This is a genomic window from Natribaculum luteum, from assembly GCF_023008545.1.
Lineage (GTDB): Archaea > Halobacteriota > Halobacteria > Halobacteriales > Natrialbaceae > Natribaculum > Natribaculum luteum.
In genome coordinates this window covers 3,038,202-3,064,080 of sequence record NZ_CP095397.1, presented here as the reverse complement: position 1 = coordinate 3,064,080, position 25,879 = coordinate 3,038,202, and the positions used below count along the sequence as shown (strand labels likewise).

Below are 25,879 nucleotides of genomic sequence, written 5' to 3'. Positions count from 1 at the left end.
AACTTGATTAGAAAAAGACCTAATGTAAATTATCAAAAATTGAAAACCCAAATAATAGTATTATAGGAACTTTTCGGGACGTATCCGACTGACCGCCAGAAGGCTATTATGTCAGCGTGACCGCTGTGACAGACGCACTGTCACTTCCGTTGACGATGAACGCAACGTCGTCGACGACGAACGGAGGGAAAAACGGCACGTAGTCCCACTTCGCTTCAGACAGTCCCGAGTCGGAATCCGGGTCCAACACGTGGACGGAGTCGTCGAATCCCATTACGTACAGCCAGGAGTCCGTCGCCGTGATTCCGTAGGGGATCGCCGATCCGTACCAGCCCTCGGAATTCGGATCGGCGTCGACCGTCCAGAGACGGTCGCCCTCGAGCGTTATCGCGTGTACGACCCCGTCACGATCCATGACAAATATGCGATCGTCGTTGACTACCGGGTTCGTGATTATATACGAGTCGTCGATCTCGTATTCCCATCGCCGTTCACCGGAATCCGCATCGAACGCGTGAAGATTCGTATCGGTAGGTCCAGAACGTTTTTCATGCATATCCACGAGAACGAGATCGTCGACCAGTGTGAGGTAATCACCGAATCGACCATCGGTCGATTGTTCCCACACGAACTCTCCCTCGTGATCGATGTGAACGATCCTATCGAAGACGATCCCGAAAACACCGCGATCGTTGACTGCGATCGGATGGGGGGTATCATTCTCTTCGACAGACCACATCAACTCACCGTCGTCAGCTGAGCGTTTCCAGAACCCCTCGCTTCCATAGTAGAGGAACCCGTCGTATAGTGTTGCTATCCCGCTATGTTCTGCATCCTGTTTCCACTCTACTTCGCCTGTTTTCGCATCGTATGCAACGAGATACGAGTCGAACTGCCCCACAATGTTCTTTCGCCCATATACGAGCTCCCCATCTGCTGCGTCAAGCCCAAAGATATCCTCCTTACTCCACAGTGCCTCCCCCGTCTGTGCATCGAGAGCCATCGCCTGAGATCCTCTCGGCGAGAAAAAGAGCCGGTTGTCAGCCATCACTGGCCTGGTCATGACACTGGAACCACTCCACTCCCACGCGAGCTCGTCCGGTCTCGATCCGGAGTCGACGCCCACGTGTCCAGTACGTTGTGCGTCTCCATACTTCATCGGCCACTCGGTACCGATCGGATCGAGATCGGTCGTCTTCTCGTCGGGCAAGTCGACTGTCTCGTCGTTGTCCGAAACACCAGTACAGCCCGCGAGGGCTATCGCACCAGTCACAGCGAGGAACCGCCGACGGGAGGATCTGTGTCTCATCTCTGCTCAACTTCCAGTTTCACTAACATATTACTAACGCATATTACCACATCCTGTCGACGACCCTCGAGACGACCTCCACCTACCAGGTCCGGAAGCTCGAGGAGATCGACGCCGCTCGCCAGAACTTCACGTCGATCTACCTGCAGGTCGAACGCTCCGAACTCTCGAGGTTCCTCCGCCACGTGGGAGTGCCCGCCGTCGGTATCGCCGTCGCCGTCACCGCGTTGCTCGTCCTGACGGGAAGCGACGGTCCCGTTGTCTCGAAACCGATCCAGCGGGCGTCGTTCTCGATCGCGATCACGGTGGGCGTGATCCCGGTCACGGTGCTGTTTTCGTACATCCGCCGTCCCGCGACGGTCACGGAACGGACGGCGGCGGTCATGCCGTTTATGACGCCAGAGCAGGAGCGTTGATACCTGCTGTCCCTGTTTTCGGAAAACCGCAGGACTGCACACGGTTGTACCGGAAACGACGGACGGCAGACGTTATCAGGCGATGTCGCGGCTGGTGTCGATCTCGACTCGCTCCGACAGCTCGAGTTTGATCGCCTCGGTCGGGGCACCGCCGCGGCGGTACTTGGGGATCGTGAGGTGGTTCTCGAGTTCGGTCGCGTTGACGGCCGTCCGGAGGTCGAAGACGGCGTCGGCGAGGTGGAGGGTCGTCGACCGGTTCGCTGGTTCGTCGTCGCCTTTGAGACAGTGCAAGATCGCGATACTGCGGGTCTCGAGCATGCGCTCTTTGAGGTCGTTGAGAAAGTCGACGTACTCACCGCGGTCCGTGCGCTCGAGGACGTCCATCGGGTCGACGATGAGGTTGGCTCCGTCCGGGAGCGCGCCGATCAGCCGCCTCGTCTCCTCGAGTGGCTGCTCGCTGTTGACCTGTCGGACGGTCGGACTGCCGACCTCGGCCATCGACTCGTCGATAGCCGTTCGAATGGCGCTGTCCGATCGCTGAGTCGAGAGATACAGCGTTCCGCGGGCGGCCGTCAGTTCGTACAACAACAGCTCCGACTGGCTGGCCGGCTCGGCAGTGTACGCCACGACACAGCCCGGCGGGAGGCCTCCGTCGAGTTTCCGATCCAACACGTCGATCCCGGTCTCCAGCCGACCCACCATACGATTGTGAGTAATTCCCGCACGCCGTTGATAACTCTTTGCCTTGAGCGCCGCTGCGACGCCGTCGTACGCCGCTCTGGCCGATTCCGCCTCGAGTGGCGACGGCGTCTCGGGGACCGTCTCGATCACCGACACGTCGAGTCGCTTCTCGATCGATCGTGGAACGGTCGCCGTGTCCGTGCGGGTAACGATCGTACCGCCCACGGGGACGCCGAGTCGGCGTGCGACGTCGACGGTCTTTCTCGCGGCGGCGACGCTTCGGTCGGTCCCCGTCGTCACGACGACGGCCACGTCGGCGAACTCGAGTGGTTCGGTCACGTGCGGTCCCACGCCGGACGGGCAGTCGAGGACGGTCTCCACGGAGGCCGACTCGAGCCGACGGAGACGGCGTCCGAAGTCGACGGTCTCCGACTCGGTCGGCGCGGGGACGACGCCGACGGTCGCCTCCGTTCCCGGAACTGTCCGTCGAGCGAGGTCGGTCACGTCGGATTCGTCGTCGATCGTGGCGATCGTCGGCTTCCGGTCGACGTCCGCGAGGAGGTGCAAGTTCGGGAGCTGTCGGTCCGCGTCGACGGCGACCGTCGGACGTCCAGCACGTGTGAACGCGTCCGCGAGGCCGATCGTCGTCGTGGTCTTTCCACAGCCGCCTTTCGCACCGACGATTGCGATCATAGCGAGGCTGGCCGCGTCATCCGTCTTGAACGTCAGGTCTGACGGACACCGAATGGAGAGATTCAAGGGCCACGGGAGAGCCCTAGCGAACAGATGCGCCACGATCACCTCATCACGAGCAAACAACTCTCGCGTGCGGACATCGAGACGGTCCTCGACCGCGCAGCCGAGATCGACGCGGATCCGGAGGCCGTAGCCGGGAAGTACGCAGGAACGCTCCTCGGCCTGCTCTTTTTCGAACCGAGCACGCGGACGAAGATGAGCTTCGAGACGGCGATGAAGCGTCTGGGGGGCGACGTCGTCGACATGGGCTCGATCGAGTCCTCGAGCGTGAAGAAAGGCGAGACCCTGGCCGACACCGTCCGCGTCATCGAGGGGTACGCGGACGCGCTCGTCTTGCGCCACCCACGACAGGGAGCACCGAAGATGGCGAGCGAGTACGTCGACGTGCCGCTCGTCAACGCCGGCGACGGGGCAGGCCACCACCCGTCACAGACCTTGCTGGACCTCTACACCATCCGCGAGAACGCCGGACTCGACGACCTCACCATCGGCATCATGGGCGACCTGAAGTACGGGCGGACAGTCCACTCGCTCGCGTACGCGCTGACGAACTTCGACGCCCAGCAACACTTCATCAGCCCCGAGAGCCTCCAGTTGCCCCGCGAGGTCGTCTACGACCTCCACCAGGAGGGCGCAACGGTCCGGGAACACGACGATCTAGACGACGTGCTCCCCACTCTCGACGTCCTCTACGTCACCCGGATCCAGCGCGAGCGATTCCCGGACGAAGACGAGTACCAGAAGGTCGCCGGCCAGTACCAGATCGACCTCGAGACGCTCGAGGCGGCAAGCGACGACCTGACCGTGATGCACCCACTGCCACGCGTCGACGAGATTGCGCCGGACGTCGACGAGACCGACCACGCGTCGTACTTCGAGCAGGCACACAACGGCGTTCCCGTTCGGATGGCGCTGCTCGACTTACTCCTGGGTGATTCTGCATGAGCGACTCCAACGCCAACGACCACAAACTGCGGGTCAGCAAGATCCGCGACGGCACCGTCATCGACCACATTCGCGGGGGACAGGCGATCAACGTCCTCGCCATCCTCGGCATCGACGGCTCGAGAGGCGAGGAGGTCTCCGTGGGAATGAACGTCCCCTCGGATCGACTCGCCCGAAAGGACATCGTCAAAGTCGAGGGCCGGGAGTTGAGCCAGGACGAAGTCGACGTCCTCTCGCTGATCGCCCCCGACGCGACGATCAACATCGTCCGCGATTACGACGTCGAGGCGAAACACCGCGTCGAACGTCCCGACGTCGTCGAGGGCGTCCTTGAGTGTCCCAACGCGGACTGCATCACTGCGACGGACGAACCGGTCACGAGTCGCTTCGAGGTCCTCGAGGACGGCGTCCGGTGTGACTACTGCGGAACGATCGTCCGCGAGAACATCGCCGAGTTGATCCGCGAGTGACCGTTCGCGACGGTTCTCGAGTCGACCTCTAGAAAAGTCTAAGTGCGTACCGCCCGACCGTTTATCCGTACATGTCACGTACTGTTAAAATACTGGTCGCGCTGGTCGTAATCGCTCTCCTCTGGAAGGTCGTCGGCGGTGGCTCCTCCGACGTCGAAGTCGAGTACGAACCAGCGGAGTAGCGGGGGATTCCGAACGCCTTACTCTCTGCGGTCTCTACGCTCGTCTATGTATGGCGTCGTCACGCGCAACGCCGAGGAAGTGAACTGGAAGGAGTTCGACCGCGGGTTCTACGAAGTCAAAGACGTCACCGGCCGGTCTGCGGATCCGGTGCCCGATGCCATCAACATGGTCTCGTGTTTCGGTGACAACGCCGCCGCCGACGCCGACCCGTCGCTCGTCCCGGTCGACGACGAGGGACGACGCGCGACGCGCGAGCAACCGTACTTCGACTGGGCGTACATCTGTCCGTCCCGCGAGGAGTACCGCGAGGGACTCCTCGAGATCATCGACGACTGCGCCGACGCAAACGAGGACGTTCGCCTCGACGACGTCGGCTTTCCCCGGGCCGAGTACTGTCACTGTGAGGTCTGTGACGAGCGGTTCGAAGCCAGCGAGTACGACGACCGCCTCGAGTGGCGCGCCAGCGTCATCACCGAGTTCGTCGAGGAGGCCGTCGAGCACGTCCCGGGTCGCGTCTACCTGACGCTCTACCCCGACCCCTACCCCGGCCACCTCTACGAACGCGCCGGCCTCGACCTCGAGGCGCTCGAGGAGGTCGTCGACGAGTTCGTCGTCCCGCTGTACGACATGGCCTACTCGACGACCTACTGGCTCGAGGTGATCGCGAGCGGATTCGAGAGCGCACTCGAGACGCCGTTTAGCATCGAACTGTACGCGGTCGACGTCGACGTCGACGACCTGATCCACGCAGCCGAGGTCGCCGACGCCTACGGGAAAGACGTCTTCTTCGGATACGAGGCGGGGAACGCCAGAGCGGCGATTCGCCGGATGCGCGCCGACAAGCGCGAGGGTGTCAGCTACGGCGATCCGGACGAGTAGCGCCGGTCGTCCGTCAGTTCCGTGCTCGCCACGCGAGCAGGTCGTCCCGATCGCGCGTGTCTTCCGGCAGTTTCGAAAACCACCGCGCGACCGAGATCTCGCCGTCGGGGTCCGTGACGTCGGGTTCGAACGTCTCTGCCCTGGCAGCGAAAATCGGGAGGACGCCCCAGGTTCGGTACCCCGACGCGTCGAGTTCGATCCTGGTAACCATCGCGAGGCCGTCGTATCGCGCTTCGACCCCCGCCTCCTCGGCGAGTTCGCGGCGTGCCGTCTCGGCGAACGACTCGCCGCCGTCGACGCCACCGCCCGGGAGCACCCAGAGGTCGACGCCCTCGTGGCGAACCAGGAGCAGTTCGCCCGACTCGCGGTAGACGATCGTGTGCGCGCCAAACGGTGCACCGGTCCGCCGAATGCGCTCGACGAGGGTGCGAAACCGTCGCCGTGAGACGCGCTGCGTTCGGTCGCGTTCGACGAACTCGTCGTACCTGGCCTCGAGGCGTCGGTACGCGTCCTCGGCGCAGCGGGACGCTTCGTCGGCCCGAAGCGTCAGTTCGTCGACTGCCATCGGCCTGGCCAGGCGTCGCAGTCGTCGGGAGTTGATCCGGACTGATACTGCCGGACAACACGGTTCAGCCATCGATCGCACTCGAGACACTGTCGTCGCTGACGACAGCCGTCGAGACGCGATCGAGTAGTCACTGACTGTTGTCTGGTAGTATGAGACGAAGTGAGCGGGAACGTGGACATAGTGGCGCGTACGCCGGACGACCGGAATAACGCTTCGGTCGTAACAGTCACTCGCAGTGTCCTCTCGAGCGGGCGTCGAGAGGCAGGAACGTCGCTCGTGTGCGCACACCGTTTTGTCCGTCGGAACCGTACGTCGGAACCGATGTACGAACGCATTCTCTTCCCGACGGACGGCAGCGAGACGACGGAACACGCACTCGAGCACGCGATCGATCTCGCCGACCGGTACGACGCCGAGTTGCACGTCCTCTACGTCGTCGACGCGACGATCTTCGCCGACGACGTCGACACCGGGGCGATCGTCGAGGAGTTCGAGACCGCGGGCGAACGGATCGTCGACGACGTCGCCGGCCAGGCGCGTGCGACCGACCTCGAGCCGGTCACGACCGCCGTCGTCCGTGGAACGCCACACCGGGAGATCCTCGCGTACGCCGACGCACACGACGTCGACCTGCTCGTCATGGGGACCCACGGTCGGGCGGGGATCGAGCGGTATCTGCTGGGAAGCGTCACCGAAAAAATCGTTCGACTCTCCGAGGTGCCCGTGCTGGTGGTCAGCCGGCCGGAGACGTGATGACCCCGACCGTTACCTGACGACGGTGACGGGAATCGGCGCGTGCCGGACGAGTCCGTTCGCGACGCTCCCGAGCAACGATTCGGCACGCTCCGAGAGACCGCGGTGGCCGACGAAGAGCCCGTCGTGGACGTCCGGATCGGCGTAGTCGACGATGCTCTCGACCGGTTCACCGTAGAGGAGTTCGGTCTCGACGTCGAGTCCGGATTCGGACGCCACCTCCGTTGCGTCCTCGAGGATCGATTCGCCGCGCTCTTCTGCGTTCTCGACGTTCTCGAGGATCAGTCGGCGGTCGGCGTCCGACAGCGAGCGGATCGGTTCGACGCCCTCGGAGTAGACCCGTGGCGTGACGACGTGGAGGACGGTCAGGTCGGCCCCGGCCGCGTCGGCGACGTCGATCGCGTGGCGAAGCGCCTGGTCGCTCTCCGGCGAGCCGTCGGTTGCGACGAGAAAGTGCACTGGTGAACACCTACCTATCAACTAGTCGATTGACTTATAAAGCTCTGTTGGGGCCTCGAGTCGGCCGATCTCCCGGGCGCGTCGCGACCACCCGTGGTCGATCTTTTATCCACCTGCGTATCGTACGACGGCCGACCATGGCCAACGCGCTTCGATTCGGGCTGACGGGCGACGTGATGCTCGGCCGGCTGGTCGACGACCGTCAGCGAGATCGGAACGTCGGTGCCGTCTGGGGGGACGTCCGCGAACGCCTCCAGTCGCTCGATTGCCTGGCGATCAACCTCGAGTGTACGCTCTCGACTCGCGGACAGCCCTGGACGAGGACGCACCGTCCCTTTCACTTCCGCGCCGATCCCGACTGGGCCGTCCCCGCGCTGACGGACGTGGACGTCTCGTTTGCAGCACTCGCGAACAACCACGTCCTCGACTTCGAGGAACCTGCCCTCGAGGACACCCTCGACGAACTCGAGGAGGCGGGGATCGCCCACGCGGGAGCGGGCCGAACCGAGGCGGCAGCGTTCGAACCGGCGACGATCGAAGTCGGCGGGCTGACGGTCGCGTTCGTCTCTCTGACCGACAACACACCGGAGTACGCGGCGGGTTCCGACGAGCCGGGGACCGCGTACGTGCCGATCCGGGACGACCAGGAGGAGACTCGAGAGCGAGCAGCGCGGGCGCTGTCGGATGCACGGGCAGCAGAGCCGGACCTGCTCGTGGCCTCGCTACACTGGGGGCCGAACATGGTCGAGGAACCGCCACCGGAGTTTCGCCAGTTCGCACGCTTTCTCGTCGACGAGGGCGTCGACCTGATCCACGGCCACAGCGCGCACGTCTTCCAGGGAATCGAGGTCGTCGACGGCGTTCCAGTCCTCTACGACTGTGGCGACTTCGTCGACGACTACGCAGTCGATCGACAGCTACACAACGACCGGAGTTTTCTCTTCGAGGTCCGACTCGCTCCCTCTGGAACGATCGAGTCGCTGCGACTGTTCCCAACCCAGATCGACAGCTGCGCCGTCTACCGGGCCAAAGAGCCGGCGGCGTCGTGGTCACGCGAGCGGATGCGCGACCTCTCCGAGCCGTTCGGTACGACGTTCGAGCGCGACGACGAGGAACTCGTCCTCGAACTCGAGTAGCAGGTCGCCGACGTCGAAAGCGTCGCACCTTTTAGCACACCGGACCCATCCTGTCACATGTCGCTCCCGACAGTACTCGAGGAGGCCGACGGACCGCGGGCGATCGACACCCACGCCCACCAGCCGACGAGCGAGTTCCTCCACGACGCCGGCGGCGAGATGATGCGAGACGCCGCCGACCGCTTCGGTGCCGACCTCGAGACCGACACCTACGAGAACATGATCGAGGAGTACCGCGAGGTCGGCGTCGGCCGCACCGTCTTGCTGGGGTGGGACGCCGAGACGAACACCGGGAACCCACCGGTCCCGAACGACTACGTCGCGGAGGTCCGCGACGAGTACGACGACTTCTTCGTCGGTTTCGGCTCCGTCGATCCCCTCAAAGACGACTGCGTCGAGGAGGCGATCCGCTGTGTCGACGACCTCGATCTCTCGGGGTTCAAGTTCCAGCAGATCGCCCAGGGCTTCGATCCGTCCGATCCCGAGCACGAAGAACTGTGGGCGACGATCGAGGACCTCGGCGTGCCCGTCGTCTTCCACGGCGGGAACTCGACTCTCGGGGCCTGTGCGCCCGGCGGGCGCGGCCTGCAGATCAAGTACGGCAACCCGATGTTGATCGACGACGTGGCGGCGAACTTCCCCGACCTGCAGATCCTCATCGCCCACCCCGCGTTCCCCTGGGAGAAAGAACAGCTCGCCATCTGCCAGCAAAAGGGCAACGTCTACATGGACCTCTCGGGGTGGATGCCCCGGTACATCGACGACCAGGTGCTCCACTACGCGAAGTCGCTGCTCAAAGACAAGGTCATGTTCGGCACCGACTACCCCATGCTCGAACCCGAGCCGTGGCTCGAGCAGTTCGCCGAACTCGACCTCTCACCCGAGGTCCAGCGAAAGATCCTCTGGGAGAACGCGGAGTCGTTCTTCGACCTCTAGGCTAGTCGAAGACGCCGACGACGGATCGACCGACCGAGGGGCGACGCGAGAGCACGAGCGCCGCGAACGCGACGGCCAGTAGCGCGAGCGCGTCGAGGTGAAAGCCCGTCACGAAGACGGCGACGACCGAGAGCGCGAACGCGACGACGAACGGCAGTGTGTGGCGATCGCCGTATTCCTCGAAGAGCGCTGACGTCGCAGCGAGGTAGACGAGGCCGACCGCGACGCCCGCGAGGACGTCCACGAGGTAGTGGACGCCGAGCAGGACCCGCGAGAGCGAGACGGCCGCGACGACCGTCCCCGCCGCGAGGTAGCGCCGACGGGCGGTCCCGACCGACAGCGTTCGCGCCAGGCCGACGTAGACGACCGTCGTGACGAGCGCGTGACCGCTCGGGAAGCCGTAGCCGCCGGCGTGTGCCGTCGACGCGTACAGCGGCCGGAGCACCGCGGGCAGTTGCTCGAGCGCGACCAGCGCCTGGTCCGGTCGCGGATACGCGAACAGATACTTGAGGACGTACAGCAGGCCGATCGCGCCCACGGTCTGGGCGACGAGGACGGCAACCTCCTCGCGTCGGGTGCGCAGGTAGAGCCACCCGAGCAGTACCGAGACGAACCAGATGTCACCCAGCTGGGTGACGAGCGCGACGATCAGCGCCGCCCACTCGGGGACGAACTCCTGGACGCCGAACTCGCCGATTGCCCTCGACATTCACTCGCCACTCTGTGAGCGAGCGTCATGTACCTGACGCAGACGGGTCGCACTCTCGCGAGCGCTCGAGTCGATGAACTCGCTGGATCGGACTCGAATGTCGGTCTCTCCAGCCGGGGGCTCGCTTACGAGGACAGGTCGTCCTCGTCGTCCTCCGCGCCGGCGTCCCTGGCGCGGTCGTCTGCAGGTTCTGTCTCGCGCAGCTCCATCTCGTCGGGTTCTTCCGACTCCGCTTCGGACGGCACCGAGTAGCGGAGGTCGTCACCGCGCTCGAGGCCGACGTCGGTGTCCGTCCGGCCGCGGTCCGCCTCGGGGTCGACTCGAGCGTCGGTTCGCTCCGACGGGTCGGTCGGTTCGACCTCGGCGTCGGTGCGGTCGCCCACGTCCTCCTCTGGCCGGAGCTCTGCCTCCGGTTCCCGGTTCGTCACCTCGGTCGGATCGACCTCCAGTTCTCGGGTCGTCCCCGTCTCGCGACGTTCCTCGCGACTGATCGCGTCCTCGGGGTCGACCCCGTGTTCGGACTCGAGGTCGCCTACACCGGGCTCGCGGCGATTCGGGTCGAAGACGCCGGATCTGCTGTCCGGGGTGGCCTTCTCGTCCGTCGCAGGACCGCTTTTACCATCTCTCGTCGATCGATTCGCTTCGGGTGGTTCGCTCCCTTTCAGCCGGACTTCGTCGTTCGTAACTCGTTCCACGGCGTCCTCGTCGAGGACGTACGATCGGGTCGACGGCTTCGACCAGCCAAGCGCCGCTTTGATCGTCTCGGTCAGTCCGGTGTCCGGATCGACGCGAACTGCGTCGCCTTCGACGGTCGCGACCGTCCCGATCCGCTCGCCGTTCGCGTTCACGACTGGCTTGCCGACGTCGTCGTCCGAAAGTCGTGCTGACATGGCACTAGAGACTATGCGACCGGTGCCAAGCAACAGGTGCCTGCACAGGCCGGTCGAGCCGATGCGTCGTCGTGACTCGCCGCAAAAATAGAACTCGTTCCGGCTTACAGCCCGGTATCCGTCCCGCCGACGTTGGAGAGGTCGCCCTTGAGTCGGATTTCGTCGTCTGTGACGCGGTCGACGGCCTGTTCTTGCAGCGGGTACGTCTCCTCGTCCATCTCTTCCCAGCCGAGTTTCGCCTTGACCGTGTCGATCGTCCCCGGATCCGGCTCGATCCGCGGCGTCCCGTGTTCGATCGCCGAGACGATGCCGATCTGGTCACCGCTCTCGTTCACGACTGGCTTGCCGACGTCGTCGTCGGTGAACATTGCGGACATTGCATCTGGGCCAAAGCGGGACTCGGCAAAACCAGTGTGGCCTGCAGATGCGGGGCCGACAGCGCGCTCGAGAGCCGACGGCCGAACCGACGCCGCTACACCGTTTTCCGGCCGGTCGCGTCGATCGTCGAGCGTGCGAGCGATCATAACGATAGCTGTGAGTCTGTACCGCCGCAACCGCGAACCGTCCTGCGGTTGCGTCGGCAACCAGTCACAGCCATCATTATCAGTCGAAGTCGGGCTTTCGACCCTCGAGGAACGCCTCGACGCCCTCCTCGTGAGAATCGGACATGTACGCCTGCACCTGCATCAGGTTCTCGTAATCGAGCGCCTCGGACCAGTGACGGCCGAGGTTCTCGTGCATCGCCTGTTTCATCAGCCCGATCGTCTCCGTCGGTCGCCGGCGCAGCCGATCGACCGTCTCCGCGACGCGCTCGTCGAGGTCCGCGGTCGCGACAGCCTCGTTTATCAGGTCGAGTTCCGCCGCCGTCTCGGCCGAGACGAACTCGCCGGTGAACGCGAGCCGCTTGGCGGTTCGCAACCCGACGAGTTGCGGGAGGAGGAACGTCCCGCCCGTGTCCGGCACGAGGCCGACCCGGACGAACGCACAGGAGAACGTCGCCTCCTCGTCGGCGTAGGCGAAGTCCGAGAGCGCCACGATCGCCAGCCCCGCGCCGACCGCGTCGCCGTTTACCTTCGCGACGATCGGTACGGGACACTCGAACATCTCCTCGACGACGCGGCCGAACGTCTCGCCGATGCGCTCGTACGCCTCCTGCGGGCCTTCCCTGCGTTCGGCCATCGCCTGGATGTCGCCGCCGGCACTGAAAGCATCGCCCTCGCCCGTGAGGACGACGGCGTGGTGGTCGTCGGGGTCGGCGCTCGCGACAGTGTCGGCGAACTCCGCTGCCGTCTCGGTCGAGAACGCGTTCATCACGTCCGGTCGATCGAACGTGATCCGCAACACCCCATCGTCGTTGTCGACGTGCATGAGACGAGGGTAATCGTCACGAACCTTAACTCTGATCGTCCGTCCGTCGTCGCTCCTCGAGTCGCGTGGCACTCCAGGGACGTGCCACTCGAGATCCGTCCTCGCCACGCGTTCCGACTCGCGCGTCGAGAATACGGGCCGGGCGCGATTTGAACTACGCCGAGACATTCCGGGTCGCTCACTACGTTCGCTTCCCGGGCTGTGACTCGTCTACTTCAAATCGCTTGTGACCGTTTTGCCACTCACGAAGTTGTTAGTCGCAAAAGCGGGCCGGGCGCGATTTGAACACACGGTCGCAGCAAAGCTGCTCTCTGCGTTCAAATCGTGCCTGCCGGTTCACTCACTGGTTCGCTACGCTCACCAGTTCGTTGCACGGGCCGGGCGCGATTTGAACACGCGACCGTCTGATTAAGAGTCAGACGCTCTGCCTAACTGAGCTACCGGCCCTACACCTGCACTTTTCCGGCGGGCGTTGATATAGGTTTTGTTTAGAACGCGGCCTGCGAGGCCACCACAAACCCATCACGTCCCGTGGTCTTCTTCACGACCGCACAAAAACGTAACAGTCTTCGGGAGCGTTAAGTGCGCTGGGTTCAACCGATCGCTCACATGAGTACGGGGGCTACGATCTCGTCGATCTCCGACTACGCCATTCTCGGGTGTGGCAGCGTCGGCTACGCCGTCGCGGAAGAACTCGCCGAGGAGGGGAAAGACGTCCTCATCGTCGACCGCGACGAGAGCCGCGTCGAATCGCTCCGAGATCAGGATCTTGACGCGCGCACCGCCGACATCCGCCAGAAGGAGGCCGCCGAACTGGTCGCCGACCGGAGCGTCGTCCTCATCCTCGCGTCCGACGTCGAGGCCAACAAACAGGCCGTCGAACACATCCGAAACGAAAACGGCGATCAGTTCGTCGTCGCTCGAGCGAGCGATCCCGTCTCCGGCGACGAACTCGAGGAACTCGGCGCGGACATCGTCATCAACCCCTCTGCCGTGATCGCCGACTCCGCACTGCGGGCACTCGAGTCGGGGGAACTCGAGTACAACGCCAGCAAGCTCGCGGAGTTACTCGAGGAGACGTCGGGGCGGCTGGCGATCGTCACGCAGGACAATCCCGATCCGGACTCGATCGCCAGCGCGGCGGCCTTGCAGGCGATCGCGGATCACCTCGACGTCGAGTCGGACATCGTCTACCTCGGCGACATCGGCCACCAGGAGAACCGAGCGTTCGTCAACCTGCTCGGGATCGAACTCCTCCAGTGGGAGGAGGTCGACGACCGGTCGGTCTACGACGTAGTCGCGCTCGTCGACCACGCCACCTCCGGCGAGATGGACCTCGAGGTCGACATCATCGTCGACCACAACGAGCCTGCGGAAGGGTACGACCCGGCGTTCGTCGACATCCGGCCGAACATGTCCTCGACGTCGACGATCATGACGAAGTACATCCAGGAGTTCGACGTCAACGTCTCCGAAGAAGTGGCGACGGCCCTGCTCTATGGCATCCGTGCGGAGACGCTCGACTTCAAGCGCGATACGACCCCCGCCGACCTCACCGCTGCCGCCTACCTCTACCCGTTCGCGAACCACGACACGTTAGAACAGGTCGAGTCCCCGTCGATGTCGCCCGAGACGCTCGACGTCCTCGCCGAGGCGATCGCCAACCGCGACGTACAGGGCAGTCACCTGGTCTCGAACGCCGGTTTCGTCCGCGGGCGCGAGGCGTTGACGCAGGCGGCCAACCACCTGCTCGACCTCGAGGGAGTGACCACGACGGCGGTCTTCGGCATCGCAGACGAGACGATCTTCCTCGCGGCGCGGTCGAAAGACATCCGAATGAACATCGGCAACGTCTTGGAAGACGCCTACGGCGACATCGGCGAGACGGCGGGTCACTCGACACAGGCGAGCGCCGAGATTCCGCTGGGCATTTTCACCGGCATCGAGATCTCCGACGACACCCGCGAGACGCTCCTCGAGCTCACCGAGGAGGCGGTAAAGCGGACGCTGTTCGACGCGATGGGCGTCGAGGGCGGCGAAGGGTCGAACGGGAGCTAACCGAGAAAACAGCGCGACGGTCGTGGTCGTACCCCCGATTCATACGGTCTGCTGTCCCGATTTTCCGCAGCGACCACCCGACGGGACGCGGTCGCTTCGGGACGGACGGACAGCGGTCCGTATCAGGCGACGATTTCTTCCGTTTCTTCGTCCGGTTCGCGAACGCGTTCGACCACGTCGTTGACCAGGACGATGTCGCCGACGGCGCGCACCCACCTGTAGGGGACGATGACGCCGACGTGGTCGGCGTTGTCGGCGAACAGTTCCGAGTTCAGGCCGCCGAGTGCGAGTCCGGTGACGGCTTCACCGTCGACGTCCAGGCGCAGATCTTCGACTTCGCCGACGAAGACGCCGTTGTTCGAGTAAACCTCCCGTCCGACGAGCGACGTGATTTCCTGTGGTGTGTCGTCCATATCTGGCTCCACGACTGGCAAACTATTAATTCTTGGTCAGACGACGTTCAGCGAATCGTGAACGTCGTGCGTTCTCGCCGAGATCCGGTCCAGCGGGCAGTCTACGGCGACAGTCAGCCCACCAGGCGACGGTCAGTACCCGTTTCATCCTGCAGTTTCATCGCTCCATCTAATTAAATGGTGGAAAGTGTTATATACTATAATTCACTCCTTGACCGAGAGTGCGAAAGATGAGGGTATATCGGTGGATAGCGTGTATTCGAACGCCGGGGTGCCTCTGACAACCGGCACATTGTCGGCGGGTCGCCTGCCCTACGACCCGCTCGCAACTACTGTACTCACCAGACGCGTCGTTGGGCACCAGCCGGACGGCCGATTCGTCCATCGAGCACCGTTCGAGCGTCGTACTCGACGAAATCGAACGCAGACGCTTCGTGCGGATGGGTCGGCGAGTTGAACACTCAACCGCGGAGGATGGCCTCGACGTTCGCGTGATCGGACAACAGTGACTCCATCTGGTCGACCGTCCGTTCGTCTCGCGTCCGGCCGCTCCGAACGACGTCTTCCGCGCGTTCGATCGTCGTGAGCGTATCCGTCTGAACCATCAGGATCGGTACCTCCTTCTCCGCGGCCTTGCCAAGGACGGCACTCGAGGGTCGGTGGCCGCCGGTGAGGATGAGACAGTGAATGCCCGGGGCCTCGAGTGCAGCCGTGTGAACGTCGGCGCGATCGCCGCCGGTGATGACCGCGGCGTTTTTGGTCCGCCGGAAGTGACGCAGGGCGCTATCGCCGCCCATCGCGCCGACGCTGAACCGTTCGACGTACGCGTCGAGTCCCTCCTCGACGAGCGCCGTCGCACCGAGTTCGTCCGCCAGTTCGGCGGCGGTGACGCCGGCCAGCGTCCGCTCTCGCGGCAGGACGCCGTGGACCGTGACACCCTTGCCCTCGAGGAAGGGCACGACGTCGGTCTCGAGCTGGTCGAACGCGGCGTCAGCGACGTTGTTGAACAGGACACCGTCGAGACGGTCGCCGAACGGCCGGGCCGCGGCGAGGACGTCGTCGACGTCCGCCGGGGTCTCGTACGGCGCGATCAACAGCGCACGAGCGTCGAGCAGTTCGGCGACGTCAGGGTCCGTGAGGTCGACGATACCGCCGAGGTCGAGCCGTCCCCCGCCTTCGAGGAACATCCGGTCGGTCCCGTCGGCGAGCGTCTCGAACGCCTCGCGGACGCGCTCGCTGAGGGCGTCGGGATTCTCGCGGCCGCGGATCGCCTGCTCGATGAACGTCGGCGAGTAGACGACGGGCTCCAGGTCCGCGACGTCCGCGTCGAGTTCGAGCAGTTCGCGGGCGAGCAGCGGATCCTCGTCCAGGGTCTTGCCGACGGTACTCTCGAGTCGCGTTCCCTTCGGTTTCATGTAGCCGACGCTGTCGCCGTCCTCGCGGGCCAGTCGTGCGAGTGCGAGCGCCACCGCCGTCTTGCCGGTGCTCTCTTCCAGTGACGTAACGAGTGTGTTCATAGCTTCTCCGTGTCGAGTGTGATGACGAGATCGAGTGCCTGTACGCCGTCTGCGCCCGCGACGAGCGGGTTCACGTCGAGTTCGACGATCGCCGGGAAATCCGTGACGAGCTGGGAGAGTCGCTGGATGGCCTCGACGAGCGCGTCGACGTCGGCCGGCTCGCGACCGCGCGCGCCGCGCAACAGCGGTGCCGCCTGGATTTCGTCGACCATCGCGCTCGCCTCGTGCTCCCCGATCGGTGCCACGCGCACCGAGGTGTCCTCGAGGATCTCGACGAAGATGCCACCGAGGCCGAACAGCAGGAGGGGACCGAACTGCGGGTCGCGGTTCATCCCGACGATGGTCTCGGTCGTCCCCTCGAGGTCGACCTGTTCTTGCACCTGGACGCCGAGCAACTGCGCGTCCGGCTGGTAGTTTCGCGCCCGCGAGACGAGGTCCTCGTAGGCGTCGTACACCTCGTCGTCGGGAACGCCGATCTTGACGCCGCCGATGTCCATCTTGTGTGCGATGTCCGGGCTGACGATCTTCATGACAGCGTCGCCCTCGAGCGACTCGGCGACGGCGACCGCGTCGGCCGGATCGTCGACGACCTCGCCATCCGGGATCGGGATGCCGTAGGTCTCGAGGAGGTCCATCGCCTCGACGCCAAGCCGGTTGTCATCGCGCTCTTTCGCCTGTGCGAGGATCTCCCGTGCGCGGTCGCGGTCGACGTCGAACGTCGTCGGCTCGTCGACTTCACGGTGTCTGACGTCGCGGTACGCCGAAAGCGCGTCGAGACCCGAGACGGCCCGCGCGGGGTCGAAGTAGTTCGGGATCCCGCCTTCCCGCAAGATCGCCGCCGGCGCGTCCGTCCGCTCGCCGCCCATCAGGCAGGGGACGATCGGCTTGCCGTGGATCTCGCTTTCCTCGACGACGATCTCCGCGAGGTCCTCGTACTCGAGGACGGCCGTCGGTGCGCTGACGACGACCGCGGATCCGACGTTCGGGTCCGAGAGGACGACGTCGAGTGCCCGTTCGAATCGCTCGACGTCGGCGTCGCCGATGACGTCGACCGGGTTGTAGACGTTCGCCTCCTCCGGCATCGCGTCGGCGAGTTCGTCGACGGTCTCGTCAGTGAACGAGGCCATCGACAGCCCGGAGTCGCCGACGGCGTCGGTCGTCAGCACGCCGGGGCCGCCCGCGTTCGTGACGACGGCGACGCCGTCCGTCTCGGGGACGTCAAGTCCCGACAGCGCGCGGGCGTAGTCGAACAGTTCCTGGACCGACTGGGCCCGGAGGACGCCGGCCTGCTCGAGTCCGGCCTCGTAGGCGCGCTCGCTGCCGGCGATCGCCCCCGTGTGCGAGGACGCCGCCTGCGCGCCGGCGTCGGTCCGCCCCGCCTTCACGAGGACGATCGGCGTGTCGTCGACGACCTCGCGGGTCGCGTCGACGAACGCACGACCGTCGTCGATCCCCTCGAGGTAGCCGATGACGACGTCGGTTCCGTCGTCGTCGCCCCACTCGCGGACGAAGTCCGTCTCGTCCAGGACGGCCTTGTTACCCAGCGAGACGACGTCGCGAAAGCCGATCTCCTGATCGTTCGCCCAGTCCAGGACGGCCGTGACGAACGCACCCGACTGGCTCATAAAGGAGATCGACCCCTCGAGTGCGTTCTCGGGTGCGAACGTGGCGTTCATGCCGACGGGAGTGCTCATCACGCCGAGGCTGTTGGGGCCGACGACGTCGAGATCGTACTCAGCGGCGAGTTCGCGCAGCCGCCGTTCTCGCGTCGCGCCCTCGCCGCCGGTCTCGCTGAAGCCAGCGGTGATGACGACGACCTGTCCGATCCCTTCCTGGCCGATCTCCTCCAGGACGTCGACGACGACGGGCGGCGGAACGACGACCACCGCGAGATCGATCGCCGGCGCGCTCGCGACGTCGGGGTAACACGTCATCCCGAGCAGTTCGTCGCGGTCGGGATTGACGGGGACGACCTCGCCCTCGAAGTCCGAACGGAGGTTCTCGAGGATCGCCCGGCCGACGGATCCCTCGCGGTCGGTCGCGCCGACCACGGCGACCGTCTCGGGTGCAAACAGTTCCGATAACCTTCCCATCGTGTGAGACCTCACTTGCAGACGAGTTAAAACCACGCCACCGGCCGCTGAGAGGTCGCTAAACGAGAGTATCGACGGCGACGAACCACACCGAAGTCACGCACCCGCGGCGACGGCGCTGTCCCGATCTGCGATCGCGACCGCGACGAGGTAGAGCACGATCGCGACCACGACGATCGAGCCGCCGGGCGCGAGTCCGTAGAGGAACGCGGCCGTAATACCGACCAGAACGGAGACCTCGCCGAGGATGATCGAGAGGTACTGGGCCTCGCGGAAGCTGTCGGCGACCGCGGAGGCGGCGGCGACCGGAACGACGAGCATCGCGGTCACGAGGATAATCCCCAGAATCTGCATCGCGCCGACGACGACGACGGCCGTGAGCAGGATCAACAGCGTATTGTACGCCGATACGTTCAGCCTGGCGACGCGGGCGGCCTGCTCGTCGAACGTGATGAAGAGGAACTGTTTGTAGTTGAACGCCACCAGCACGACCACGACGACGCTGACGACGCCCATCAACTGAGCGCCGCTCTGGGTGACGGCCGCCATCTGGCCGAACAGGTACGCGTCGATGCTCACGCCGCCGAACCCGCGTCCGAGGCTGATGACGATCGTCCCGATCGCGAAACTCCCCGTGAGGACGATCGCGATCGGCACGTCGCCGTGTGCCGCGGTCCGACTGGACAGGTACTGGACGCCGAACGCACCGATGACGCCCGTGACGAGGGCAGCGAGCAGTACCGAGACGCCCCAGTTCGTCGCCGATCCGAAGAAGATCCCGAAGGCGACGCCGGCGAACGCGGTGTGTGCGAGCGTCTCGCCGATCAGCGCCATCTCGCGGTGGACGACGTACGACCCGATCAACGGCCCGACGATGCCGACGAGCACGCCCGTCGCGACCGAGTACCAGACGAAGTTGAAACAGAGCAGTCTGGTCCCGGCGACGCTCCCGAGGGTACACCCGCCGTCGACCAGTCGGGTAGCGACCAGGCCAGCCGCCGAACTGTACTCGGCCAGCCCGCGAGCGGCCAGAAACGCGAGCATCACGACCGCGAGCACGCCCACTGCGAACACGCCGAGTCGCTCGAGACGGAGACGAGTGTCGTACTCCATGGTCAGTGGTCGTGGTGGACGATTTCGCTGTTCGGTCCATAGGCCGCCTCGAGCGCATCGCTCTCGGCGAACGAACTCGCCGACCCGTGGTGGTACAGCGTGCGGTTGATACAGGCGATCCGATCGGCGCGATCGGTGACGACACCGAGGTCGTGCTCGATCAGAATGATCGTGATTCCCCGATCGTTAAGGTCGCCGAGAAGGCCGTAGAACTGCTCTCGCGACCGGGCGTCGACGCCGACGGTCGGTTCGTCCATCGCCAGCAGGTCGGCCTCGGAGGCCAGCGCACGTGCGATGTACGCTCGCTGTGTCTGTCCGCCAGACAGCCCGTTGATACGGCGGCTCTCGAGGTTGCGGACACCGACCGTCTCGAGTGCCTCGTCGACGGCCTCGTGGTCGCGGTCCGAAAGACGGCGGTGACCGGCGTGGGCGAACCGGCCCATCGTCACGACCTCGCGAACGGTGACGGGCATCGTCGAACCCGCGTCGGTCGACTTCTGGGAGACGTAGCCGATCCGTTCGCCGTCGGCGAACTCGTCGACGGGGTCGCCGAACAGTTCGACCCGGCCCTCGTCGGGCGAGAGGACGCCGAGCATCAGCAACAACAGCGTCGTCTTGCCGGATCCGTTGGGACCGACGAGTCCGAGGAACTCGCCGGGTTCGACCGTCAGGCTGACGTTCTCGACGGCAGGCTGGTCTCCGTATCCGAACGTGACGTTTTCCATCCTGACGGCTGGCTCGGACTCGTGCTCGAGGGTCGCCGACGCCTCGGTTGCGTGGTCGTGGCCGGGCGTCGAGTCGGCTACGTGGTCGTGGTCGTGGTCGTGGTCGTGGTCATGATCGGAGTCGTCGTGGCCACCACCGGTCGTCTGGTCGTTCATCCGGTAATGTGCGTCAGCGTGTAGATCTATCGTCATACGTGTGACTCTGTTCGCGATCTCGAACTCGAGCGTCCGCGTGGCTTCGAAACGATTTCGGCTCCAATTCGGCGTGATCGGGTCGCTCGAGAAGACGGTCCGAAACGAGTTCCCGTCCCGACGAGGTGCGCTCGTCGGCCGTGTGTCGGACGAGACCAGGAAGGTCTCACCGGCGGTCCGTGGCGACGGGAACGGTCCATGTAAACGTGGTTTCTCCGGACGGATAAAAGAATTATTATCGGTGGTTGAGTTATTAATAACGGCGTGCTCGAGCGGTTCCGGGCGCTGGCCGTTCGGCCACGCGACCCGTCGACCGACGTGGCGAGCACGCGCTGCTTTCACTCCTCGGCACCGAGCGCCTTCCGCAACGCGGGGAGGTTGACTTCCTGCATCTGGTCGACGTATCCCCAGCCCTCGTCGTTCCACTCCTGGGTGGTCGACGTGAGGGTCGTCAGTTCTGCGATCTCCTCGGCGTGGCTGTCGGCGACGAGCGTCCTGGCGAGGTTGTCGTCCTCGAACGTGCCTTTCAACACGTAGTCGATCTCTTCGGCGTCGATCACGTCGATCAGGTCGACGATTTCGTCGGTGCTGGGCTCTTCGTCCGGGGAGACGCCGACCGGCGTCTTGAACTCGATGCCGTATCGAGCACCGATGTACTGGTAGGAGTCGTGACCGGCGAGGACGGCGACGTCGTGGTCGGCGTTCGCGACGACCTCCTCGAACTCCTCGTGGAGCTCCTGCAGTTCGGCCTTGTACTCCTCGGCGTTGTCGCGGTAGTACGACTCGTTGTCGGGGTCGACGTCGACCAGCGCCTCGGTGATGGTGTCGACCATCGTCTGGGCGTGGACGGGATCGATCCACGCGTGCGGGTCGTGCTCTCCGTGGTCGTGGTCGTGTCCGTCGTCCTCGCTCTCGTGGTTGTGTTCTTCTTCGCCTTCGTGGTCGTGCCCGTCGTCCTCGCTCTCGTGATTGTGCTCTTCTTCGCTCTCTTGGTCGTGCTCGTCCTCTCCCCCATGGTCGTGTTCATCCTCGCTTCCGTGGTCGTCGTGACCGGAAACCCCCTCCGCGAGGAGCGTTACACTCGTCCCTGCGCCGCCGGAAACCTCGAGCGTCACCGAACCGGTCTCGGTCTCGACGACGTGGTAGGCTGCGATGCCGTCACAGCTCTCGACGCCGTGTTCGTCGTGGACCGCGTGGCCGTCGACTGGGGCGAGCGCGTCCTGGAGGTTGGTAAAGAAGGCGTAGGTCCCGGGCTCACCCTCGAACGTGACGTAACCTGTCTCCGACTCGAGCGTGACTGCGTACGGCTGGTGGGTCTGTGAAAATGCCGGCGCGTCGCCCTCGGCAGCGGTCGCCGAAAGCGGCTCTCGCTCGTCGCCTTCCATGTGGCCACAGGCGTGAGACAGCGCGTGGTCGTCGAGTGCGCCATCGTCGTCGTGATCGTGGTCGTCCTCTGTCCCGTGATCGTGGCCGTCGTCGTACTCGTGGTCCCACTGAAGGAGGTCGATGCCCTCGAGTGCGTCGACGGTCCGGACGTCGTGGTCGCCGTCCTCGACGTTCGCGACGAAGTCCTGGGCCCAGGCGAACTCGGGCGAGTCGAGGTAGACGAACAGGTCCGAATCAGCGACCTTCGGCTGGAGGTCGGCACTGGGCTCCCAGCCGTGTCCCATCGCGCCGACCGGCACCGGGTTCTCGACCTGGAACTCGTCGCCGCCGACCGCGTTCGTGAACTCCGCCAGCGCGAACAGGATGGCGTAGCCGTCGTCGTCGCCGCCGCTCGAACCGGCGATGTCACCGAGGCAGCCGGCGAGCGATCCCATCGCCACTCCAGCAGTTCCCGTCAGCACCGAACGTCGTGACAGATCCATACTCGGGAATACGAGTCGTCGGGTAAAAGTGTTATTATTCTCTAACCCATAGTTATTAACTAGTGCCACTCCACACCCGCTCGTTGTTAACGTCGAGTGGCGACGACCGTACCAGTCGGTGGTCATCGCCGATCGACACGGACGTAGCGATAGCTCTCGTCGGGTACGACGCCAGAGAAATCGACGCGTCGACCGGGGTCGCGATCTCAACCGGTGACGTCGACCGGTTCCGCGTCCGCGTACGCCCGCAGTTCGGCCGGGTCGATCGGGAACACGGCCTCGGGCGTCCCTGCGGCCGCCCAGACGGTGTCGAACTCGAGTAACGTCTCGTCGATCAGGACGGGGACAGCCGTCTCGTGACAAAATGGCGGGACGCCGCCGATAGACCAGCCGAGCGTCTCCTTGATCCGGTCTGCATCGGCCATAGAGACGTCGTCGGCCGACACGTCGAACTGCGCCCCGAGTGCGGCTTCGCTCACGCGATTCGCCCCGCTCGTGACCGACACGACGAGGTCGCCGTCGACGTCGAACGCGAGCGAACTCGCGATCTGTGCGACGTCGCAGCCGACCGCCTCGGCCGCCTCGGCCGCCGTCTTCGTGCCCTCGGGAAACTCCTCGACCTCGGGGTCGAACCCGTACCGTTCTCGCGCCCGCTTCGAAAACTCCTCTGCGCGCGGATGCATCGGGCTGTCGATCGTTCGCACGGTGCGAAAAGGTACCGGTCGCGGTCACTCGAGCGAGACCGCAAGCCGGACGTCCTCGAGCCGTCGGTATCGCGGCGTCGACTCGCGGACGACCTCGAACGCGTCGACGCGGACCACCAGCCTGCCTGGGTCGATCGTCGCCCGGAGGACCGGGCCGCGACTCGTCACCGCGACGTACGGCGGTGCGGCGACCGGCGACGCCGGGAGGGCGTGTCCCGTCGCATCGACGGCGTCGACGAGGACGTTCGGCAGGCGAGCCAGCACTCCCATCGATTCGAGTTCGGTCCGTAGCGGATCGACGACGTCGGCGCGGTCGGTCGCCGCGTCGCCGTCCCAGGACGCGGTGACGCGGTCCGCACAGGCGTCGATCCCCTCGAGTACCGTGTCGTGGTCGCGTCGAATCCGCCGTCGGGCTGCTCGCGAAGGTTCTGACACGGGCGACGGTGTGTGGTCGATAACCAAATGTGACTCGACTCCTCGTCACTCCCGCTCACGTCGATCGCGAACCGTCCCGATCGAGAGCGTCGTCGTCCGTTCGCCGACGTACGACAGCACCGCTCGCCACCACGGCTTCCGTCGTCGCTCGAGTCGCCGTCGGAGACGCTCGTTCTCGCGGTCGAGGCGCGTCCGTTCGCCCTCGAGGTCGGCGATGCGGCTCTCGAGTGCGTCGGCTCGCTGGCGTTCGGCTTCCAGTTCCTGTCGTGCGAGTCCGTAGGCGCGCTCGAGCTTTTCGTGACGTCGTTCGAGGGTTTCGGTGCGCCGTTCGAGGCGAGTCGTGGCGAACGTGTCCGAGTCACCAGGCTCGTCGGTGTCGACGTCCGGGAGCGAGAGCCGACCGCCTACAGTCGCGTTGACGACGGCACCGACCAGCAACACGAGGCCGCCGAAGTACAGCCACGTCAACACCAGCAGGATCGCGCCGATCGCGCCGGCCGAGTCGGAGCTCGAGGCGACTGCGACGTAGACCTGGAAGAGCGCCTGAAGCGCGGCCCAGCCGACCGCCGCGACGACGACGCCCGGGAGGACCTCGCGGACGCCGACGTCGACGTCGGGGAAAACGTAGTACATCGGGAAGAACGCGACCGAGAGGCCGACGACGAGCAAGAGCGGGTTGAGCACGCCGACGAGCGCGTTGTCCGGGAAGACCGCGAAGACGGCGCTCGCGACCGCAGCCGCGAGCAGCGCCAGCCCGAGCGCGACGAAGACCACGAGTCCGTCTCGCAGCTGGTCGAGGATCGAGGATGTCGCCGTCGTGTCGTAAATCTCGGAGAACGCCGTGTCGAGCCCGCGAAAGATCTTCAGCGACCCCCACAGAAGCGTCACCAGACCGATCGCGGACGCGCCGGTGGTAGCGACCGAGCCAGCGATGGCCTCCTCGAGGAACTCACGTCCGCTCTCGGGGAGAAATCCCGCCGTCGTCTCGGCGACGCGAGCGGCGAGCGCGTCGTCGCCGACGATCGAGACGAGAAAGAAGACGAGCACGAGCAGCGGGAGCAACGAGATGAACGCCTGGTAGGCGATGCTCGCCGCCATGAACGTGACGTTCTTCCGTGTGATGCCCCGTACGACCGCCTCGACGAACGAAATCGCACCTCGGGAGTCGGTGGCCATGTCGTGGCGACGACGGCCGTCGAAATAGCTCGACGGCCTGCAAGCGACCGGTCCACCGGTCGACGCTCCGCCGTCGACGGTTCACTCGTCCGTGGCAGCCGTCAGGAACGACTGCACCGTCTCGCGGTCAGGAAGCGCAGTCATCGCCCCCGCAGCCGTCGTCGCCGTGGCCGCGACGGCGCTCGCGAACGCGAGGGCGTCCTCGAGTTCACGGCCGTCCCGGAGCGCGGCGACGAGTCCGGCGACGAACGCGTCGCCCGCGCCGGTCGTGTCGACGACGTCGACGTCGAAGCCGTCGTGTGCCGCCGTACCGGCCCAGGGTGAGTCCTCGGAGGCGACGGCGACGGCACCCTCGCTCCCCCGCGTGACGAAGACGGTGTGTGGACCGGCGTCGGCCGCGTCTCGAGCGAGGTCCATGGCCGTCTCGCCGTCGAATCCGAGCGTCTCGAGTTCCTCGCGGGTCGCCTTGAGCACGTCGACGGACGAAAGCGCCTCGCGAGCGACGCGGGCGAACGTCTCCTCGTCGGGCCACAGCTCCGGCCGTGCGTTCGGATCGAACGAGACCGTACAGTCCCGGTCGGCGGCGCGCTCGAGCAGGTCCAGCGTCGCCGCCCGCGAGGAGCCACGCGAGAGCGTCACGCCGCCGGCGTGGACCCACTCGCGGTCGGCAAGCACGTCGTCGTCGATCGTTCCCGACTCGAGGCGGGTGTCGGCGGTGTCGTCGCGGTAGAACGAGAACGTTCGATCACCCGTCTCGTCGTGAGTGACGAACGCCAGCGTCGTCTTCGCGTCCGGATCGCGCTCGACGAACCGATCGGGAACGCCGTTCTCCGCGAGGATCGTCTCGAGGTAGCGACCGAACGGGTCGTCGCCGACCCGCGTCCAGAACAGGGGCGGTCGCTCGAGTCGGGAGAGCGCGACGGCGACGTTCGCCGGTGCGCCCCCGGGTCGCCGTTCGAAGCCCTCGACGGCAGCGAGCGGTCCGGGCCGTTCGGGGAGAAAGTCGACGAGCGTCTCGCCAGCGACCAGTACGTCGTGGGTATGGGTCATGGGCGCAATTTGACCGGTATCGGGTAATGATTGCTGCTCTTCGGCCGCAGGTCGTGGGGCTGTCCGCCGGGGAACAT

General features: G+C 65.2%; 26 protein-coding genes and 1 tRNA gene. 8 read left to right on the top strand and 19 right to left on the bottom strand.

Going from position 1 to position 25,879, the window contains the following annotated elements; all coding sequences use genetic code 11:
• Positions 1–106 precede the first annotated feature (106 nt).
• Positions 107–1,210: an outer membrane protein assembly factor BamB family protein gene (locus MU558_RS15890; RefSeq protein ID WP_246968649.1), complete on the bottom strand. Its 1,104-nt coding sequence runs from the start codon at positions 1,208–1,210 to the stop codon at positions 107–109.
• 128 nt (positions 1,211–1,338) lie between these two features.
• Between MU558_RS15890 and MU558_RS23545 the strand changes: the two genes are divergently transcribed.
• Positions 1,339–1,725, top strand: coding sequence for a DUF7972 family membrane protein (locus MU558_RS23545; protein ID WP_486642000.1), 387 nt, complete (start codon positions 1,339–1,341; stop codon positions 1,723–1,725).
• 75 nt (positions 1,726–1,800) lie between these two features.
• On the opposite strand, the gene MU558_RS15880 is transcribed toward MU558_RS23545, so the two are convergent.
• A complete protein-coding gene (locus tag MU558_RS15880) occupies positions 1,801–3,099 on the bottom strand; it encodes a DUF7125 family protein (RefSeq protein WP_246968644.1) in 1,299 nt (432 codons plus the stop codon).
• Between the two features lie 93 nt (positions 3,100–3,192).
• On the opposite strand from MU558_RS15880, the gene pyrB reads away from it, so the two are divergent.
• The 3 genes from pyrB to MU558_RS15865 all read left to right on the top strand — a co-directional run bounded on the left by pyrB (position 3,193) and on the right by MU558_RS15865 (position 5,639).
• Positions 3,193–4,107, top strand: a complete 915-nt coding sequence (pyrB, locus tag MU558_RS15875; protein ID WP_246968641.1) for an aspartate carbamoyltransferase — start codon at positions 3,193–3,195, stop codon at positions 4,105–4,107.
• Entirely contained in the window at positions 4,104–4,577 is a 474-nt protein-coding gene (pyrI, locus tag MU558_RS15870) for an aspartate carbamoyltransferase regulatory subunit (RefSeq protein ID WP_246968638.1), read from the top strand. Before pyrB ends, pyrI begins: the two co-directional genes overlap by 4 nt.
• Before the next feature lie 228 nt (positions 4,578–4,805).
• On the top strand, positions 4,806–5,639 hold the full coding sequence (locus tag MU558_RS15865; protein WP_246968635.1) for a hypothetical protein: 834 nt from the start codon (positions 4,806–4,808) through the stop codon (positions 5,637–5,639).
• A 13-nt stretch (positions 5,640–5,652) separates the two neighbouring features.
• Here the strand turns inward: MU558_RS15865 and MU558_RS15860 are convergent, their stop codons facing one another.
• Positions 5,653–6,204 (bottom strand): NUDIX hydrolase, encoded by a 552-nt coding sequence (locus tag MU558_RS15860; RefSeq protein WP_246968632.1) that lies wholly within the window; start codon positions 6,202–6,204, stop codon positions 5,653–5,655.
• 324 nt (positions 6,205–6,528) lie between these two features.
• Between MU558_RS15860 and MU558_RS15855 the strand changes: the two genes are divergently transcribed.
• A complete protein-coding gene (locus MU558_RS15855) occupies positions 6,529–6,960 on the top strand; it encodes a universal stress protein (protein WP_246968615.1) in 432 nt (143 codons plus the stop codon).
• Positions 6,961–6,972: 12 nt separating this feature from the next.
• On the opposite strand, the gene MU558_RS15850 is transcribed toward MU558_RS15855, so the two are convergent.
• Positions 6,973–7,419, bottom strand: coding sequence for a universal stress protein (locus tag MU558_RS15850; protein ID WP_246968612.1), 447 nt, complete (start codon positions 7,417–7,419; stop codon positions 6,973–6,975).
• A gap of 137 nt (positions 7,420–7,556) precedes the next feature.
• On the opposite strand from MU558_RS15850, the gene MU558_RS15845 reads away from it, so the two are divergent.
• Complete coding sequence (locus MU558_RS15845; protein ID WP_246968609.1) at positions 7,557–8,555, top strand: CapA family protein; 999 nt, start codon at positions 7,557–7,559, stop codon at positions 8,553–8,555.
• A 57-nt stretch (positions 8,556–8,612) separates the two neighbouring features.
• Positions 8,613–9,491 carry an amidohydrolase family protein gene (locus MU558_RS15840; protein WP_246968606.1) on the top strand — a complete coding sequence of 293 codons (879 nt, stop codon included), beginning with the start codon at positions 8,613–8,615 and terminating at the stop codon, positions 9,489–9,491.
• Between the two features lies 1 nt (position 9,492).
• On the opposite strand, the gene MU558_RS15835 is transcribed toward MU558_RS15840, so the two are convergent.
• The 5 genes from MU558_RS15835 to MU558_RS15815 all read right to left on the bottom strand — a co-directional run bounded on the left by MU558_RS15835 (position 9,493) and on the right by MU558_RS15815 (position 12,905).
• Positions 9,493–10,200, bottom strand: coding sequence for a phosphatase PAP2 family protein (locus MU558_RS15835; RefSeq protein WP_246968603.1), 708 nt, complete (start codon positions 10,198–10,200; stop codon positions 9,493–9,495).
• 125 nt (positions 10,201–10,325) lie between these two features.
• On the bottom strand, positions 10,326–11,090 hold the full coding sequence (locus MU558_RS15830; protein ID WP_246968599.1) for a PRC-barrel domain-containing protein: 765 nt from the start codon (positions 11,088–11,090) through the stop codon (positions 10,326–10,328).
• A 104-nt stretch (positions 11,091–11,194) separates the two neighbouring features.
• A complete protein-coding gene (locus MU558_RS15825; RefSeq protein WP_246968596.1) occupies positions 11,195–11,467 on the bottom strand; it encodes a hypothetical protein in 273 nt (90 codons plus the stop codon).
• A 226-nt stretch (positions 11,468–11,693) separates the two neighbouring features.
• Positions 11,694–12,458: an enoyl-CoA hydratase/isomerase family protein gene (locus MU558_RS15820; RefSeq protein ID WP_246968593.1), complete on the bottom strand. Its 765-nt coding sequence runs from the start codon at positions 12,456–12,458 to the stop codon at positions 11,694–11,696.
• 373 nt (positions 12,459–12,831) lie between these two features.
• Positions 12,832–12,905, bottom strand: a tRNA-Lys gene (locus tag MU558_RS15815).
• A 162-nt stretch (positions 12,906–13,067) separates the two neighbouring features.
• Here MU558_RS15815 and MU558_RS15810 point away from each other — a divergent pair.
• Positions 13,068–14,516, top strand: a complete 1,449-nt coding sequence (locus MU558_RS15810) for a DHH family phosphoesterase (protein ID WP_246968590.1) — start codon at positions 13,068–13,070, stop codon at positions 14,514–14,516.
• 122 nt (positions 14,517–14,638) lie between these two features.
• Here MU558_RS15810 and MU558_RS15805 read toward each other — a convergent pair whose 3' ends face one another.
• The 10 genes from MU558_RS15805 to MU558_RS15760 form a co-directional block, all read right to left on the bottom strand.
• A complete protein-coding gene (locus tag MU558_RS15805) occupies positions 14,639–14,929 on the bottom strand; it encodes a PRC-barrel domain-containing protein (protein ID WP_246968587.1) in 291 nt (96 codons plus the stop codon).
• Between the two features lie 461 nt (positions 14,930–15,390).
• On the bottom strand, positions 15,391–16,446 hold the full coding sequence (locus tag MU558_RS15800) for a phosphotransacetylase family protein (protein WP_246968584.1): 1,056 nt from the start codon (positions 16,444–16,446) through the stop codon (positions 15,391–15,393).
• The gene (locus MU558_RS15795; protein WP_246968581.1) at positions 16,443–18,539 is read right to left on the bottom strand and encodes an acetate--CoA ligase family protein; all 2,097 of its coding nucleotides are present in this window, start codon (positions 18,537–18,539) and stop codon (positions 16,443–16,445) included. The genes MU558_RS15800 and MU558_RS15795 overlap by 4 nt, the downstream gene beginning before the upstream one ends.
• Before the next feature lie 96 nt (positions 18,540–18,635).
• Positions 18,636–19,652 carry a metal ABC transporter permease gene (locus MU558_RS15790; protein ID WP_246968563.1) on the bottom strand — a complete coding sequence of 339 codons (1,017 nt, stop codon included), beginning with the start codon at positions 19,650–19,652 and terminating at the stop codon, positions 18,636–18,638.
• 2 nt (positions 19,653–19,654) lie between these two features.
• Entirely contained in the window at positions 19,655–20,377 is a 723-nt protein-coding gene (locus tag MU558_RS15785) for a metal ABC transporter ATP-binding protein (protein ID WP_246975016.1), read from the bottom strand.
• 530 nt (positions 20,378–20,907) lie between these two features.
• Positions 20,908–22,437, bottom strand: coding sequence for a metal ABC transporter substrate-binding protein (locus tag MU558_RS15780; protein ID WP_246968560.1), 1,530 nt, complete (start codon positions 22,435–22,437; stop codon positions 20,908–20,910).
• A 206-nt stretch (positions 22,438–22,643) separates the two neighbouring features.
• Positions 22,644–23,120 (bottom strand): YbaK/EbsC family protein, encoded by a 477-nt coding sequence (locus MU558_RS15775; RefSeq protein ID WP_246968557.1) that lies wholly within the window; start codon positions 23,118–23,120, stop codon positions 22,644–22,646.
• 45 nt (positions 23,121–23,165) lie between these two features.
• Positions 23,166–23,576, bottom strand: coding sequence for a DUF7988 family protein (locus MU558_RS15770; protein WP_246968554.1), 411 nt, complete (start codon positions 23,574–23,576; stop codon positions 23,166–23,168).
• A gap of 45 nt (positions 23,577–23,621) precedes the next feature.
• A complete protein-coding gene (locus tag MU558_RS15765; RefSeq protein WP_246968542.1) occupies positions 23,622–24,752 on the bottom strand; it encodes a YhjD/YihY/BrkB family envelope integrity protein in 1,131 nt (376 codons plus the stop codon).
• 81 nt (positions 24,753–24,833) lie between these two features.
• On the bottom strand, positions 24,834–25,802 hold the full coding sequence (locus MU558_RS15760) for a carbohydrate kinase family protein (RefSeq protein ID WP_246968540.1): 969 nt from the start codon (positions 25,800–25,802) through the stop codon (positions 24,834–24,836).
• Between the last annotated feature and the right edge of the window lie 77 nt (positions 25,803–25,879).

Excerpts from the sequence above, each read along its gene's own strand:
- MU558_RS15830 (WP_246968599.1), bottom strand. The coding sequence starts at position 11,090 with ATGTCAGCACGACTTTCGGACGACGACGTCGGCAAGCCAGTCGTGAAC.
- MU558_RS15855 (WP_246968615.1), top strand. The coding sequence starts at position 6,529 with ATGTACGAACGCATTCTCTTCCCGACGGACGGCAGCGAGACGACGGAA.
- MU558_RS15820 (WP_246968593.1), bottom strand. The coding sequence starts at position 12,458 with ATGCACGTCGACAACGACGATGGGGTGTTGCGGATCACGTTCGATCGA.
- pyrB (WP_246968641.1), top strand. The coding sequence starts at position 3,193 with ATGCGCCACGATCACCTCATCACGAGCAAACAACTCTCGCGTGCGGAC.
- MU558_RS15835 (WP_246968603.1), bottom strand. The coding sequence starts at position 10,200 with ATGTCGAGGGCAATCGGCGAGTTCGGCGTCCAGGAGTTCGTCCCCGAG.
- MU558_RS15765 (WP_246968542.1), bottom strand. The coding sequence starts at position 24,752 with ATGGCCACCGACTCCCGAGGTGCGATTTCGTTCGTCGAGGCGGTCGTA.
- MU558_RS15845 (WP_246968609.1), top strand. The coding sequence starts at position 7,557 with ATGGCCAACGCGCTTCGATTCGGGCTGACGGGCGACGTGATGCTCGGC.
- MU558_RS15865 (WP_246968635.1), top strand. The coding sequence starts at position 4,806 with ATGTATGGCGTCGTCACGCGCAACGCCGAGGAAGTGAACTGGAAGGAG.
- MU558_RS15805 (WP_246968587.1), bottom strand. The coding sequence starts at position 14,929 with ATGGACGACACACCACAGGAAATCACGTCGCTCGTCGGACGGGAGGTT.
- MU558_RS15800 (WP_246968584.1), bottom strand. The coding sequence starts at position 16,446 with ATGAACACACTCGTTACGTCACTGGAAGAGAGCACCGGCAAGACGGCG.
- MU558_RS15860 (WP_246968632.1), bottom strand. The coding sequence starts at position 6,204 with ATGGCAGTCGACGAACTGACGCTTCGGGCCGACGAAGCGTCCCGCTGC.
- MU558_RS15795 (WP_246968581.1), bottom strand. The coding sequence starts at position 18,539 with ATGGGAAGGTTATCGGAACTGTTTGCACCCGAGACGGTCGCCGTGGTC.
- MU558_RS15825 (WP_246968596.1), bottom strand. The coding sequence starts at position 11,467 with ATGTCCGCAATGTTCACCGACGACGACGTCGGCAAGCCAGTCGTGAAC.
- MU558_RS15780 (WP_246968560.1), bottom strand. The coding sequence starts at position 22,437 with ATGGATCTGTCACGACGTTCGGTGCTGACGGGAACTGCTGGAGTGGCG.
- pyrI (WP_246968638.1), top strand. The coding sequence starts at position 4,104 with ATGAGCGACTCCAACGCCAACGACCACAAACTGCGGGTCAGCAAGATC.
- MU558_RS15840 (WP_246968606.1), top strand. The coding sequence starts at position 8,613 with ATGTCGCTCCCGACAGTACTCGAGGAGGCCGACGGACCGCGGGCGATC.
- MU558_RS15880 (WP_246968644.1), bottom strand. The coding sequence starts at position 3,099 with ATGATCGCAATCGTCGGTGCGAAAGGCGGCTGTGGAAAGACCACGACG.
- MU558_RS15785 (WP_246975016.1), bottom strand. The coding sequence starts at position 20,377 with ATGGAAAACGTCACGTTCGGATACGGAGACCAGCCTGCCGTCGAGAAC.
- MU558_RS15790 (WP_246968563.1), bottom strand. The coding sequence starts at position 19,652 with ATGGAGTACGACACTCGTCTCCGTCTCGAGCGACTCGGCGTGTTCGCA.
- MU558_RS15810 (WP_246968590.1), top strand. The coding sequence starts at position 13,068 with ATGAGTACGGGGGCTACGATCTCGTCGATCTCCGACTACGCCATTCTC.
- MU558_RS15775 (WP_246968557.1), bottom strand. The coding sequence starts at position 23,120 with ATGCATCCGCGCGCAGAGGAGTTTTCGAAGCGGGCGCGAGAACGGTAC.
- MU558_RS15760 (WP_246968540.1), bottom strand. The coding sequence starts at position 25,802 with ATGACCCATACCCACGACGTACTGGTCGCTGGCGAGACGCTCGTCGAC.